This is a genomic window from Paenibacillus sp. GCM10028914 (genome assembly GCF_042666275.1).
Classification (GTDB): Bacteria; Bacillota; Bacilli; order Paenibacillales; family Paenibacillaceae; genus Paenibacillus_AQ.
On the sequence record NZ_JBHTFO010000015.1, the window covers coordinates 271,561 to 285,565 of the forward strand.

Below are 14,005 nucleotides of genomic sequence, written 5' to 3' on the forward strand. Positions count from 1 at the left end.
GCAGTAGAGATTATTCTAATAAGCCGACATGCAGGAGATGATAATAATGGCAGGAATATTTTGGTGGGTCGTTTTTCCCTATATGATGTTGACCATATTGATTGTAGGCTTGCTGTATCGCTTCACATTTAATCAGGTCAGCTGGACAGCTCCATCAACTGAATTATTAGAGAAAAAATGGCTGCGTATCGGCTCCCCTTTATTTCATTGGGGAATAGTGTTTGCTTTTATCGGGCATCTAATGGGTGTTCTGATTCCGATCAGCTTCTATAGAGGAATTGGCGTATCGGACCATATGTATCATGTGCTTGCGATTCTAGGGGGAGGAATAGCTGGATTGATGGTCTTAGCAGGACTTATTATCCTGCTGATTCGCAGACTGACGGTGAAGCGGCTGCGAACACAATCGAGCACCGGCGATTACGTTTCCGTGTTGTTTGTGCTAATTGTTTCAGCACTCGGAGTGTATATGACAATCATTTACAATACAACTGTAATCGCTTATGAGTACAGAACGACGATAGGTCCATGGTTTCGAAGTTTGTTCTATTTCCAACCGAAATATGAACTGATGACCACAGTTCCGTTTGTATTTCAGTTACATATCGTTGTAGCATTTCTGTTGTTTGCGAGCATACCATTCACAAGTCTCGTGCACATGTTCTCATTTCCGGCAAGGTACCCAACGCGTGCACCGATTCAATACCGTTCACGAATTGGTTATCGAAGACAGTCGGAAAGAGATAAATAAAGAAAGCTAAGTGAAATTGAAAGTTGTATCACTGAATAAGAGTTGTCTTTCTGCACACATAAATGCAAAAGAGACAACTCTTATTTGTGTATTATAATTACTTTGAAAAAACCACATAACCCATTGAGGGAACTTCCCTTTTGTGTATAACATGGAGTAATAATAAAATAAAAATATCAATAGATGTTATCATCTTATGCAAAGCAATTGTATAATTTGAAAGTGAGACAAATCGTGGGGTACATTTGAACACCAATATTGAGATCTCGTGATACAGCAGAGCTTTAGCAATTAGGAGGGAAAGCGATGAATACACAACCAGTGAGCGATCAATTACAGCGCCCGATACGTGATCTTCGAATATCTGTTACAGACCGGTGCAATTTTCGCTGCACCTATTGTATGCCTAAGGAGATATTTGGAGACGACTATGCTTTTCTACCAAGAGAAGAACTGTTGTCAAATGATGAGATAACGCGAGTAGCACGGATGTTTGCTTCATTAGGCGTTAAGAAACTTCGAATAACCGGTGGTGAACCGCTCTTGCGTCGTGACTTGGCTCCGCTCATTCGTGAACTGATACGTATTGAAGGTATAGAGGATATCGGTATGACTACAAATGGTCTTTTATTGAAGCAATATGCGGATCGTTTATATGAAGCGGGATTACGAAGATTAAATATAAGTCTAGATGCGCTGAATCCTGATCTGTTTGCTAAGATGAACGGTCGAGGGGTTTCACCTGAGATTATATTATCCAATATCGATTTGGCGAAAAATATGGGTTTTAAAATAAGAGTAAATACTGTGATTCAAAAAGGCGTTAATGAGCAAGAAATCTTGCCGCTTGCCGCCTATTTCAAAGAACGAGGTATCACGCTTTGTTTTATTGAGTTTATGGATGTAGGTAATGATAACGGCTGGAGTTATAAAAAAGTAGTCTCAAGACGTGAAATGTTCGATATATTAAACTCACAATATGAACTTGAACCTGTTGATCCTCTATACTTTGGGGAGGTAGCCAAGCGCTATCGTTATAAAGACAACTCATCAGAGGTTGGGTTTATTACTTCGGTTTCAGAATCTTTCTGCTCCTCATGTACGCGTGCACGTATATCATCCGATGGCAGCATTTATACTTGTCTGTTTGCTACGACAGGCCATAATCTGCGAGATATGCTCCGAGGTGATTATCAGGATGAAGAAATTATAGCGTTCATACGCAGTGTATGGGAAGGCAGAACTGATCGTTATTCGGATCAACGAGCACAAATTGCAGCCTCAAATCGAAAGAAGATTAACATGTCTTTTATTGGTGGATAAAGTCGCGAAATCGCGGCTTTTTTTTATGATTATCGATAATAGGATAAGGAAGTAAGTTATACTTACCTAAAAGGATATAGATATTTAGAACCTGGACTAAAGAACCGATAAAACATTATATGTCTTTGATTTTAGGAGACTCTTTGGATGTTGAATGAAAGGTACTGGAGGAATTTTGATGACGATTATAGGAATCGATTTGGGAACAACAAACAGTGTAGTTGCTGCATATTCAGAACAAGGTGTAAAAGTTATTCCCAACGCACTAGGGATGCATCTAACACCGTCTATAATAAGTGTTGGTGAGGATGGAGAGATACTCATTGGAGAGGTTGCTAAGCAGAGACTGGTAAGCCATCCTCATTTAACTGTATCCATATTTAAGAGATATATGGGTACGAATAAAACGTTCCAGTTAGGAGATTATGAATTCACTCCCGAGGACTTATCGTCATTTATTATACGAGCTCTAAAAGAGGATGCTGAAGCTTTTCTTGGCGAAACGGTGACAGAGGCGGTGATTAGTGTTCCTGCCTATTTCAATGATACTCAGCGGAATGCAACAAAACGTGCAGGACAATTGGCAGGATTGAAAGTAGAGCGGTTGATTAATGAACCTACCGCAGCTGCGGTTGCTTATGGTCTTCATTTAGAAGATCCGAACACGCGTTTTCTAGTATTTGACCTTGGCGGCGGTACATTTGACGTGTCTATTCTTGAGAGATTTGAAGATTTAATGGAAGTACAGGCGGTGGCTGGTGATAATTTTTTAGGCGGAGAAGACTTTACAGATTTGGTGATCAAAGAATACATAAATCTGCAGGATGATGGCATAGTCGATAAAGAAAATGTCCAGATCATGGGCATGATCAGGAAACAGGCGGAAATCGCTAAACGCTCGTTGTCTCAAGGGAAGACTGCAACAATTGAAATCCCTTCTCAGGAACACTTGAAACCATTGTCAATGAGTTCCACTCAGTTTGAGGAGTTAACGAAGCCGCTGTTGCATCGGTTACGACAGCCAATTGAAAGAGCAATCAGAGACGCAGCAGTACGACCTGCTGAATTAGATGCCATCATACTGGTAGGCGGCGCAACAAGAATGCCGATTATATCTTCATTTATTGCTAAAATGTTTGGACGTCTGGCTTCCGCTCACATCGACCCTGATGAATCCGTTGCGATTGGTGCGGCTATTCAAGCTGGCATGAAAGCGAGGAATCGGATGCTGAATGATATCGTGCTAACCGATGTATGTCCCTACACGCTCGGCATCAGAGTAGCCGTAGAAAATGAAAAGGGAACTTATGATTCGGGACATTTCAGTCCAATCATTGAGCGGAATTCCGTGGTACCTGTAAGTAAAGTTCAAACGTATTACCCGATTGAGAGCAGTCAGAAGGTATTAACGATCGCTGTATACCAAGGGGAAAGCAGATTGACCATGAACAATATAAAGCTTGGTGAATTCGAAGTCGAATTGCCTGTGGGGCCAAAGCACGAACAAGCCGTAGATATCAGATTTACTTATGATATTAACGGTATTCTTGAGGTTGAAACATGTGTAGTATCAACCAAAACCAAGAAGCAGGTTATATTTGAAGAGAATCCGGGACAGTTCTCCAAAGAGCAAATTGAGCAGAGATTCAAGGAGTTGTCTGCTATTAAAATTCATCCGCGAGAACGAATGGAAATAAAGCTTCTCATCGCTAAAGCGGAACGTTTATATGAAGAGTCTCTCGGTAACTTCCGCGAACATATCAGTATCGTGCTGAGACAGTTTGAAGGTGTATTAAATAGTCAAAAAGAAAAAGAAATCCGCGCTGCCGCCAAGGACTTCAAAGAATGGCTGGAAGAAGTGGAGAGGTTTAGAGAATTATGAGAATAGGTATATGGGACTACTTGGGGATCGAGCCAACAAGCGATCGTACTCTATTAAAGAGAGCCTATGCTGCAAAGTTGAAGATCTATCATCCGGAAGAAGATCCGGAAGGGTTTCAGATGCTTCGTTCGGCATACGAGTCAGCATTGGATTATGCGAAGCATTCACAGGATGAGACTGATTCGTTTAGCATGCCAGCTTTTGAAAACGAAATGGAAAACGATTTTGCAAATCAACAAGTTTACGAACAACTTCCGATTGAGGAAGAAGAATATGATGATACTCCTCTAGGCCCAACTGAAAGGCTGATCTTAGATTTTTTACACAAAACAGCGGGGAATTATGATGATATTAAAAGTCGGATTAATCCTGAGTCTTGGAGAGAACTACTTGAAGACGATCGTTATGAAGGAATCGAATTACGCTATCGTTTAGGATTTGAGTTGTTAAGATTGTTTATGGACAGGCCTTGGTCGCCGGGATATATATGGAGAATGTTTGATGAGGTATTTTTCTGGAGCCACATGGAGCTGGAGCTTCAAGAGCATTTCTCTAAAGCTTACGTTGATCATATTATGATGCAGCTAACTCCGTATTGGGATATGGATTACAGCTTCGCGGAGCATGTTCAGTTACCAGATGATATAGACCGTTATCTATCCTGTAAATTTAATGCTAGGCAGGCTTTATCCTATGGTGATCTCGAAAGTGCGGAGCAATTTCTCATGGAGGCTGCTGAGCTAATACCGGATGACATAGAGATATATAGATTGATGGGCGAGTATTGGTTGCGAAGAGGGAACTGGAGTGAAGCGCTAAAGACTTACCAAAGGATATATATGTTGAACGCGGAGGACATGAATAATATCCAGCATTTGGCCCACATGTTATCCAAACTGAAACGTAACGAAGAAGCGCTAGATTTATACGATCGTATTCTTGCTCATCATGAACATCCTATTGAAGCTCTCCTAGGAAAAGCTGCTTGCCTTGTTCAGATAGGTAAAGAAATCGAAGCAATACTGCTCTACTCACAAATTACAAAGCAGGAATCCTGGAATATGATTTCCCGTATGCAGCTCCTTAAATTAAATCGGGATCTAGATCTGCATATTCAGCGTTACATGTCTAAAGGATCGGACCAAGCACATCTATTCAGTTTGAAACTGCTTGCTGAAATGTATTATGAAACCAATCAGTATGAACATTACATCACAACACTTAAACATCTGGAGAAAGCTGGGGAGTTATCGTTATTGGAGTGCAGTCAATTGGCCAAGCTTTTAGGTGAGCGAGAACAGTATGAGGAAGCAGAGCATTATTATCTTCTAGCGGGTAAACTATCTGGTAATGAGCAGGCATTTCGACAGGAACGACTATATCTTGAAGCCAAAATCTCATATGATCAATCCCATTATGATACTGCTCTTAGCAAGTATGAGGAAATTCTGTCTCTCAATCCGGGCCATCTAGATGCCCTTTACTATATGGCAGAGTCATTGCTTGCATTAGAGAATTACGATAGAGCACTTTCATATTTCAAACAGGCTCTTGAACAGGAGAATAACCGCTTGTACTACTTAGGAGCTGCCAAATGTCTTACGGAGATGAGACATTGTCATGAGGCTCTTGAGCATTATAGACATGCTGAATTAGATGATTATATTAATGGGTTTGATTATACCTATTATGCTTGTGCGCTATTGAATACAGCGAGATACCACGAGGTGCTGGATATTGCTCAGACCGTTCTTGAATGTGATGACTATCCCATTATGATTTATTATTACAATGCTCTTGCACATTATCATCTGAAAGAGTACGAGGCGCCCATCGATTTAATGAATGAATATCTTTCTTATGATCTCGAAGGTGAGCCCTCTGTTTTTTATGCGTATCTTATAAAGGCTAACTGTTTCATGCACTTTAATAAGTGGGAGGATGCAGCCAGACATTATTTGAAAACAGAGGAACTATTGCATTTTGCAGATGAGAGTAATCTTAAGATCTACATTAAACAATATGCTGCCGCTTTCCTAGCAACCAGGGAGTTTGATAAGGCACTGATTTATCTGCGGAAATCGCTTGAAATCGATGAACACTGTTCATGGACACAGCTTCAGATCGTAAGAGTACATGCTGAGCTTAAGCAATGGACAGCGCTAGACAAAGCTCTGATAGCATATTTTGACAACAAGTCCAACGAACATACGGATCCATACATCTTTTTCTATAGCGGATTGTACATGATGGAAGTTTTGCGATATAAAGATGCGGTCAAATTCTTCAAAACAGCTTATAACCTAGGGCTGAGAGGGGATATAAGCAGTTATTATGGTCTGGCTTTATTCCATACGGGTGATTATCATGGCGGTATGGATATGACAAGGGAGGCGCTTAATGAAAGACCGGGACATCCGGATTATATGGATCGGTTAAGAGCGATGGAAGAGCACTTCGAGAAGCGAAACCGATTATTTGCCAAAATGGGATTTATGACATTCAAATACACGAAGAAGCCAACAAGATATTTGGATTTTCCGAATATTCTTGACGATGAGCAGCTTCAATTAGAACTTCCAGGGGTCGTGATAGAGAATGAATACAAAATTAAATGAGCGACAGGTTTGGGCACTAGCAGCAGGCGATATCCTTCTTAGAAGGAATGGATTTTTGTTTGAGTATGACTATGATATGGAAGCTTGCGGGGAAAATCCAGAAATTATTAAAAATGAAATTCTAGACGATAGCTGGGATGTAACAGACGAACAATCGACTTTTCGTGCTTTGAATTTCCTAGGGGAAAGAGGAGGTCATCGTACTGAATTTAATCATTTGAGACGAATGATCTCCATCTTGACACCGAAACAGCAGGACGAGTATATCCAGTCCCTTCAAGATAAACATCATATTGCTGAAATGAAAGTTGTACAAAGGTACTATCCATTTCTCCCACCTTCAGAAATACTTGCCTGGGATGCAGGGAGGTCAGCCTTTATCTGCCATCTGTGTTATCAAGTTGGATATATAACGTACGAACAAGCATGGGCTCATCTTATGCAAAATGCAATTCAAATTCAAAGTGCATACTCCAGCTGGGAGGAATTTGGCTCAGCTTTTATCATTGGGCGTCAATTTTGGCGAAAAGAACTGGATGATGACTATACGGAACAACATTTAAGTATGATCCATGATCAGCTAGCGAATCCCGATCATATTTGGAATACGCTACCTTGGAATCTACATCTGGAGCCTTGGAGTTGATAATGCTAGAACCGGATTAGATAGTTTTTTTAGAAGAGCTACACCTTGGAGCTATGGAAATGTAGTTCGGTCTGTAAAGGACTCTGTGTTCAAGACAAAAAAGAGGTTGAAGTTTATAAAACCATGGGTCATAAGCTATTGATGACTCATGGTTATTTTTTTGTTGCGTCATTGTTTCTACATAATGAATTATTATTTCGTATTTACAAAACGGTATTATACGAAGTATTATTATGTCATGCGATATATCGTGACGCATAATATCTTGAATAGCAAAAGAGGGGATGTAGTAATGGCATATAATGGGGGACCAATGACTGAAGCAATGTACTATGTACTGCTGGCATTAATGCATCCCAACCATGGGTATCAGCTTATGCATGCAATCACAGAAGTATCGAATGGCAGATTAAAAATGGGGCCGGGGACACTTTACGGAGTACTCTCCCGGATGCAAAAAGACGGCCTGATTTTATTAGCGGAAGATGACGGCAGAAGAAAAACCTATCAAATTACACCTGATGGAGAACAAGCTCTGCGTATAGAGTACGCTCGTTTAAAGTCCATGATCCAAGACGGATATATATTAGAGGTAGGTGCTGAGAATGAATAAGTCAGTTCGTAAACTTCGTCCAAGTGATTATTGGCGAATTGGTGAGCACGAAAGCTGGTTTACAGATATGGCGGCAAGAGGATTTCATCTAAAAAAGATGGGGCTCTTTTTTGCTCATTTTGTAAAAGGTGAACCGAGAGAAATGAGATACCGAATAGATGTATCATTGAATAAGAAGCTTACTCCAGAACAGATCGAGATGTATGCGGATAGTGGATGGGATTATGTGACCGGCTATCAATACTTTCAAGTGTTTTCATCACCTGTTGAGCTTGATGCACCAGAGCTGCATACAGACCCTGCTGAGCAATCTTTTACACTAAGGGAATTGGACAAGAAATTAGCCTCTAGTGCTGTTATGTTTGCTATAGCAATTATCTTAATGAGCGGTATGTTGTTCGCTACTTGGTTTCTTAATGGAACACCTACTTTTGTATTGGTCGAAGGGATGGCCATTCAACAAACGATATTAACCATTTTCTTTGGATTTCAGGCCTATACTTCACTACAGGCAGCCATATCTATTCGTACTTTGCGAAAAAATCTTATTGAAGGAAAACCAATTAATCATCGGGCTCCATGGAAGTTGCACCATCGAATAAATTCTATTATTGCTTTAGTGTTTACAATCGTTGTTGGATTGAGTGCTTTACTTCCATTCACGCAGCTTGCAAAAGGTTATGTGAAGACATTGCCAGAAGCAAGCGTCGGTTTACCGATTGTAAGATTAGCAGATGTAGAGCAGAATCCTAACTTGGTTCGGCAAGAATCCTCACATATTAGAGACAATGTTGATTGGGGCAACCGATATACATATAGTTGGAGCCTGTTAGCACCAGTTCAATATGAATCAGATGAAAGCGGGATTGTTCCCGGAGAAATGTGGAGGGATGGCAGTGGCGAGTATTCCCCTAGTATTTATACAAGGCTTTTTCAGTTGCGTGTACCAGCTTTGGCGGATAATCTAATAACTGATTTAATAAAGAGATACAGGTATGAATATAGCGCTGATACATATGTTGAAACAAAGCATGAAGGCCTCGATCATTTAGTGATTCATGAGGAAGTTGGTTTTAAAGAAGTATTTGCTTCGAAAGGAAAAGTTGTCATCTATGTTCGTTACTATGGTTATGCGGATATCAATTCAGTATTAGATAATATCGTAGAACAAATTGACTTCATTTCAGCATAATACAGGTCTAGGGTAATTCATCCCTGCACGAACTCAATAACAGAATATGAACTAAGCCATGAGGTTCTAATTTATACCTTGTGGCTTTTTTATGTTGTTTTGAAATTTGTTATTAGGCTCGATTTTTATGAATTGACTTCCATTCACCAAGTGTATATATTATATATATACGGTATATACTCAAATAACACTCACTATCGAGGTGAAGAATCATCAAAATTATATTATCCAACGCATCAAGCGATCCCATTTACATACAGATTATGAATCAGATTAGACAGAGCATTTTAAGTGGTGAATTGAGTGCAGGAGATAGCCTTCCCTCCATTAGGCAGCTTGCCAAAGACTTGCAAGTCAGTGTGATTACAACAAAGCGCGCTTATGAAGAGCTGGAGAAAGAGAAGCTAATTGACTCAGTTGTAGGAAAGGGTTCTTTCGTATCCGGGGCCAATAAAGAGTTTATTCGGGAGCAGCGTATGAAGAGATTGGAAGAGAAAATGATGGATATCATTCGTGATAGCAAGGAATTAAGCTTGACTAGGCAAGAAGTAATCGAGCATCTGACACTATTATTTGAGGAGGAACAGTCTCCATGAATGCGATTGAATTACGTAATCTTTCAAAGTCATACCCTTTATTTAAAGTAGATAACATATCCTTGGATGTGAAACAGGGTTATATTACAGGTCTCATTGGTCCGAATGGTGTTGGCAAAAGTACTTTGATCAAGATGATGCTAGGTATGATTCATCCTGACTCTGGCAGTATAAAAATACTTGGCTGTGAAATGCCTAAACATGAAATTGACATTAAGCAGCGCATCGGTATTGTCTCGGATGACTGTTTTTATTACGAGCATTTAACGATTCGTGACACCATGAATATGATCGAGCCTTTTTATATGAATTGGAACGTAAACAAGTTTAAGAGCTACCTTGAACAATTCGAATTGTCACCAAAGAAAAAAGTTCAAGATTTATCTAAGGGGATGAAGATCAAGCTTTCTCTTGCTATCGCATTATCGCATGAGGCTGAGCTTCTAATTATGGATGAGCCAACCTCTGGTCTTGACCCGATCTTTAGAAGAGAGCTGCTCGATGTGCTAGCGGAGATGATGCAAAATGAAAGAAACACGATTGTTTTCTCGACCCATATTACGACGGATTTAGACCGCATTGCTGATTACATCACCTTTATAAATCGAGGAAAGCTCATATTTAATGAAGCGAAAGAAGATCTACTTGAGAAATATGCTATTGTGAAGGGTGATCAAGAGCTGCTGGACTCGGATATTCGAAAAAAATTCATCGGAATTCGCGAGACTTCGGTTGGCTTTGAAGGCTTAGTCGATAACAAGAAAGAAGCTGAAATGTTGTTTGGCAATTATGCCATTATGGATCAACCTTCCTTAGAAGATATTATGTATTTTACCGCCAAGGGAGGACGAGTACATGCTTAATTTGCTTCGTAAAGACTTTATCGCTTTAAAAAGCTCGCTATGGACGGTTGCTCTCTATCTGGCAGTATTCAGTTTGGCTTTTATTCCAAAAAGCGAATTATCCATTTATTTTGTAGGTATCTATACAGCTTTCGGTTCTGTTATTCTAATTACGATGATCGATATTAAAAATTATCATCACCATTTTCTAGTCACATTGCCCGTAAGCCGTAAACAGATTGTGCAAGCCAAATACATAACAGCGATCATATATACACTTTTCGGGGTTTTAGCTTCTTACGGGATTCACTGGATCGTGAAACTGGTATTCCCACAGCTTAATAAGCCAGACAATTCAGTACTAGCCATAATGATCTCAGTAGGAATTGTGTTGGTTTTAATTTCTATCTATATGCCACTTTTTTACGCATTAAGTAAAAAGGGTGCTGGAATTATAAATGCCGTATTTATGGTAGCTTTAATTATCTTGGCACAGCCCGCAGCTTCATTTATATTTATGATTCATCAGACAGATGTCTTTAGTAATCAAACGTTGCTGCTTATTCCAGGTGGTATCCTATTGTTATTCATAACTTCTTATTTCTTAACGGTATATTTGTTTTCAAGGAAAGACATATAGACGGAGAATAGCGATTTCTAACAAAGGAGTATGCTACGGCACTGCTCCTTTTTTTGGTTTATAGAAGGTGCTGTAAACATTTTTTAGTACAAAATGAACTTTTACAGCTTCTACAGTCTCTTATCTATGAAAGGGGGGAGAACATGAATGTACAGCGACTTGTCAAACAAGCTAAAAAAGGCAACAAAGAAGCATTGTTACAGCTCATCTTAGCGGATCAGGATGCTTATTATCGACTTGCGTATACATATATGGGAAATCAACATGATGCGCTCGACGCAATGGAAGATATGATTGTTACGCTTTATGAAAAGATTGATCAATTACAGAAGAATGAAGCTTTCTACAGCTGGAGCAAAACCATTCTCGTGAATCGGTGCAAAACATTACTACGTAAAAAAGAACGTTATCTCCCACTGGAAGATGAGGGAGAATCATCGATTGCTGAATTATCTGACGATAATCCATATCGCTCTACAGAGTCGGATATAGACATCCAAATACTGTTGTCTCAACTTACAGGACTGCAGCGAGAGGCGATCGAACTTCGTTATGTTCATGATCTTCCGTACCAGACGATTGCAGACATGACAGGCGTACCGCTAGGTACAACTAAATCAAGAATTTCTCAAGGAATACGAAAACTGAAATCCATACTCGGAGGTGACCGTTATGAGAGCGATCGAGGAGACATTAGAGGAGCGCAAGCAGACAATGAATATGCTCAAGGCTCCGTTAGAGCTCGAAGACAGACTTCGTAGTGCACTTGGACAAGTTCCAGTTAAGAAAAAGAATAAAAGCCGAAAGTTGACATGGTTTGCATCTGCAGCTGCTGCACTCCTTCTAATTGTAGGTACGTATCAATATCCTGCATTAGCTTATTATGGAGATAAGCTGCTTAGTAGAAACGAGTTGTCTTCTCTTAGCTTTACAGAAGTTGCAGAAAAAGGTTACGGACAAACCGTCAATAAAAGCACAACCCTGGATGATGGGACGGTTATTACAATTAATGGGGTTATTGCTGACGATAACGGAATGTTAATGTATTACACCATTGATCGTCTTACAGGCTCAGTATCTAATGATGATGAATACTTCCGTTTGCGCTACAGTGTTGACAACATCAAAGGATTTTTAACTGATTCATATCCGAAAGAAGGGTATGGCAATTTTGATCGGAAAAACGAGACACATTACGAGGGAGTATATAAATTTGAACCGGTTAGTCCATTTTCCAGAACATTAACGGTTACATTCAGTGAGTCGCTAGATAATGGGGAACAGGCATTATATCCGATCTCCTTCAAGTTTGAAGCGAATAAAGCGATGAATAGTATCATAAAAGAGGATATTTCAAAGTCCATTTCTGTAGATCAGGGGTCTATACATTATGATTCCATTACGGCTTCTCCTTCTTCAACCATAGTAAAAGGGCACTATGAGTTGAATGGAAACGGCGGATATCCGATGTTTTTTGGTAAAACTAAGCTTTATGTCAATGGTACAGAAGTGAAGTATTGGGGAGGGCGATCGGGTTATCTCACTAAAACGGGCGCTCCGGGATATGAACTTGAATTTGATGTGTTTCCAACAGACAAGATTGAGACTATTGAACTGGTACTTGAAACGTCCGCTGGATTTCAGAAAGTAGAAAAACCCATCTCCCTAGCCTCACCATCCGATCAATCCTTCAAAATCGGTGATCAAAAGGTATGGATTCGAAGTGTCACAAAAACGGAAACTGGCTATGATATTGTTATCGCAAGAAAACAATTTACAATTCCTGAAACAGAACATTTATCCATTCAAGCTGGTGGCAAAAAAGTTCCTGTCTCATCGATTTCTAGCTCACGCCAATGGGATCTACAAAATGGAAATATTTTGTGGGAGCAGACCTATTCTTTTAACACAACGGACCAACCTGAATTCTTGTTGATAGACGGTTTTTATTATATTAAAACTTATAATAAGAGCATATCGATTCCGGTAGATAGCAACAAATAAAGCATATTCTAGATATACCTAATGACTGTCTATTTTAGAAGCCGCCAAATTGGCGGCTTCTTTGTATTAATAATGCAAGTATTTGAGAAGAGCGCAAGTTACTTTTTCTGATTCTTCGATGCCTTGATCAACTCTATATATTGAGTATCTCCTAATCCATAATGAGGGAAGAGATGCAGTAAGCTTTGGATCAGTTCATGTTCAGGTTGATTTTGATGGTCCCGAATATATCTAGTGATATCGTTATCCTTTTGCAACCATTCTAAATACATTGTGATACCTTGATACATAACAGGTATGGTCTCTACATCGGGTAATCGATGCTGACATAGTACGGCTTCGTATATATCCTGATAGTTACCTAGAATAATCTCGGTTTCTTTCACATCGTATGTTTGTTCTCTCACGGCATGATAATAAACCGTTCCTTCAAATGCTACTTGTTCTAAATAGGCTAAAACGGTTATTAAATTCATCTGACAGAACATATCCTCACCGAACCAGAGAACGATGCATGGATACTTTTTAGAAAATAGGTTTTCAAGTGGGGCAAGGGTAATAGATGCATATTCACTTAATGATACTTGATGCCCCTTTGATCGAACCTTATTGAACTCGTCGCTAAAAATTGATCTCGTAGTCTCATGTACACACATTGCCTCGTTAAAGGGTATGTAATCACTTTCTCCCATTAATTGCTGAGAACTGAATTCTTCAAACATCGCTTGCCCACTTAAAATATTTAATACCTCATGTTCAAAATGCTCATCTAAACGGTCTTGTAAAGCTTTAATTCTTAGTTTTTTTGAAATGTCCATAAAACATTAATCTCCCGCTTCATTCATTGTGAGTTTCTCATAAGACGACAATGACTCAGAGGAGTTAGCTGCCGTGGATG

13 protein-coding genes are annotated in these 14,005 nt (G+C 39.6%); 12 read left to right on the forward strand and 1 reads right to left on the reverse strand.

The genetic code is table 11. The features are described from left to right. Nucleotides 1-46: 46 nt before the first annotated feature. From narI to ACFQV5_RS14790, 12 genes are all read left to right on the forward strand, one after another. Entirely contained in the window at nt 47-751 is a 705-nt protein-coding gene (narI, locus tag ACFQV5_RS14735) for a respiratory nitrate reductase subunit gamma (protein ID WP_379248069.1), read from the forward strand. Between the two features lie 306 nt (nt 752-1,057). After that, nucleotides 1,058-2,074 (forward strand): GTP 3',8-cyclase MoaA, encoded by a 1,017-nt coding sequence (gene moaA, locus ACFQV5_RS14740; RefSeq protein WP_379248071.1) that lies wholly within the window; start codon nt 1,058-1,060, stop codon nt 2,072-2,074. A 178-nt stretch (nt 2,075-2,252) separates the two neighbouring features. Then, nucleotides 2,253-3,956 carry an Hsp70 family protein gene (locus ACFQV5_RS14745; protein WP_379248073.1) on the forward strand — a complete coding sequence of 568 codons (1,704 nt, stop codon included), beginning with the start codon at nt 2,253-2,255 and terminating at the stop codon, nt 3,954-3,956. Continuing rightward, entirely contained in the window at nt 3,953-6,574 is a 2,622-nt protein-coding gene (locus ACFQV5_RS14750; RefSeq protein WP_379248075.1) for a J domain-containing protein, read from the forward strand. Before ACFQV5_RS14745 ends, ACFQV5_RS14750 begins: the two co-directional genes overlap by 4 nt. Beyond that, entirely contained in the window at nt 6,555-7,220 is a 666-nt protein-coding gene (locus ACFQV5_RS14755) for a DUF1266 domain-containing protein (RefSeq protein ID WP_379248077.1), read from the forward strand. The genes ACFQV5_RS14750 and ACFQV5_RS14755 overlap by 20 nt, the downstream gene beginning before the upstream one ends. A gap of 292 nt (nt 7,221-7,512) precedes the next feature. Next, nucleotides 7,513-7,833, forward strand: a complete 321-nt coding sequence (locus ACFQV5_RS14760) for a PadR family transcriptional regulator (RefSeq protein WP_379248079.1) — start codon at nt 7,513-7,515, stop codon at nt 7,831-7,833. Then, nucleotides 7,826-9,025: a DUF2812 domain-containing protein gene (locus ACFQV5_RS14765; protein WP_379248081.1), complete on the forward strand. Its 1,200-nt coding sequence runs from the start codon at nt 7,826-7,828 to the stop codon at nt 9,023-9,025. Before ACFQV5_RS14760 ends, ACFQV5_RS14765 begins: the two co-directional genes overlap by 8 nt. Nucleotides 9,026-9,288: 263 nt before the next feature. Then, nucleotides 9,289-9,621: a GntR family transcriptional regulator gene (locus ACFQV5_RS14770; protein WP_379248083.1), complete on the forward strand. Its 333-nt coding sequence runs from the start codon at nt 9,289-9,291 to the stop codon at nt 9,619-9,621. Further along, nucleotides 9,618-10,484, forward strand: a complete 867-nt coding sequence (locus ACFQV5_RS14775) for an ABC transporter ATP-binding protein (RefSeq protein WP_379248085.1) — start codon at nt 9,618-9,620, stop codon at nt 10,482-10,484. The genes ACFQV5_RS14770 and ACFQV5_RS14775 overlap by 4 nt, the downstream gene beginning before the upstream one ends. Beyond that, nucleotides 10,477-11,103, forward strand: coding sequence for an ABC-2 transporter permease (locus ACFQV5_RS14780; protein ID WP_379248087.1), 627 nt, complete (start codon nt 10,477-10,479; stop codon nt 11,101-11,103). Before ACFQV5_RS14775 ends, ACFQV5_RS14780 begins: the two co-directional genes overlap by 8 nt. Nucleotides 11,104-11,246: 143 nt before the next feature. Then, nucleotides 11,247-11,864 carry an RNA polymerase sigma factor gene (locus ACFQV5_RS14785; RefSeq protein ID WP_379248089.1) on the forward strand — a complete coding sequence of 206 codons (618 nt, stop codon included), beginning with the start codon at nt 11,247-11,249 and terminating at the stop codon, nt 11,862-11,864. After that, a complete protein-coding gene (locus tag ACFQV5_RS14790) occupies nt 11,776-13,107 on the forward strand; it encodes a DUF4179 domain-containing protein (RefSeq protein WP_379248092.1) in 1,332 nt (443 codons plus the stop codon). Before ACFQV5_RS14785 ends, ACFQV5_RS14790 begins: the two co-directional genes overlap by 89 nt. Nucleotides 13,108-13,205: 98 nt before the next feature. Here the strand turns inward: ACFQV5_RS14790 and ACFQV5_RS14795 are convergent, their stop codons facing one another. After that, nucleotides 13,206-13,925, reverse strand: coding sequence for an AraC family transcriptional regulator (locus ACFQV5_RS14795; RefSeq protein ID WP_379248094.1), 720 nt, complete (start codon nt 13,923-13,925; stop codon nt 13,206-13,208). Nucleotides 13,926-14,005 lie beyond the last annotated feature (80 nt).

Excerpts from the sequence above, each read along its gene's own strand:
- ACFQV5_RS14760 (WP_379248079.1), top strand. The coding sequence starts at position 7,513 with ATGGCATATAATGGGGGACCAATGACTGAAGCAATGTACTATGTACTG.
- moaA (WP_379248071.1), top strand. The coding sequence starts at position 1,058 with ATGAATACACAACCAGTGAGCGATCAATTACAGCGCCCGATACGTGAT.
- ACFQV5_RS14780 (WP_379248087.1), top strand. The coding sequence starts at position 10,477 with ATGCTTAATTTGCTTCGTAAAGACTTTATCGCTTTAAAAAGCTCGCTA.
- ACFQV5_RS14790 (WP_379248092.1), top strand. The coding sequence starts at position 11,776 with ATGAGAGCGATCGAGGAGACATTAGAGGAGCGCAAGCAGACAATGAAT.
- ACFQV5_RS14755 (WP_379248077.1), top strand. The coding sequence starts at position 6,555 with ATGAATACAAAATTAAATGAGCGACAGGTTTGGGCACTAGCAGCAGGC.
- ACFQV5_RS14770 (WP_379248083.1), top strand. The coding sequence starts at position 9,289 with ATGAATCAGATTAGACAGAGCATTTTAAGTGGTGAATTGAGTGCAGGA.
- ACFQV5_RS14750 (WP_379248075.1), top strand. The coding sequence starts at position 3,953 with ATGAGAATAGGTATATGGGACTACTTGGGGATCGAGCCAACAAGCGAT.
- ACFQV5_RS14775 (WP_379248085.1), top strand. The coding sequence starts at position 9,618 with ATGAATGCGATTGAATTACGTAATCTTTCAAAGTCATACCCTTTATTT.
- ACFQV5_RS14745 (WP_379248073.1), top strand. The coding sequence starts at position 2,253 with ATGACGATTATAGGAATCGATTTGGGAACAACAAACAGTGTAGTTGCT.
- narI (WP_379248069.1), top strand. The coding sequence starts at position 47 with ATGGCAGGAATATTTTGGTGGGTCGTTTTTCCCTATATGATGTTGACC.
- ACFQV5_RS14765 (WP_379248081.1), top strand. The coding sequence starts at position 7,826 with ATGAATAAGTCAGTTCGTAAACTTCGTCCAAGTGATTATTGGCGAATT.
- ACFQV5_RS14795 (WP_379248094.1), bottom strand. The coding sequence starts at position 13,925 with ATGGACATTTCAAAAAAACTAAGAATTAAAGCTTTACAAGACCGTTTA.
- ACFQV5_RS14785 (WP_379248089.1), top strand. The coding sequence starts at position 11,247 with ATGAATGTACAGCGACTTGTCAAACAAGCTAAAAAAGGCAACAAAGAA.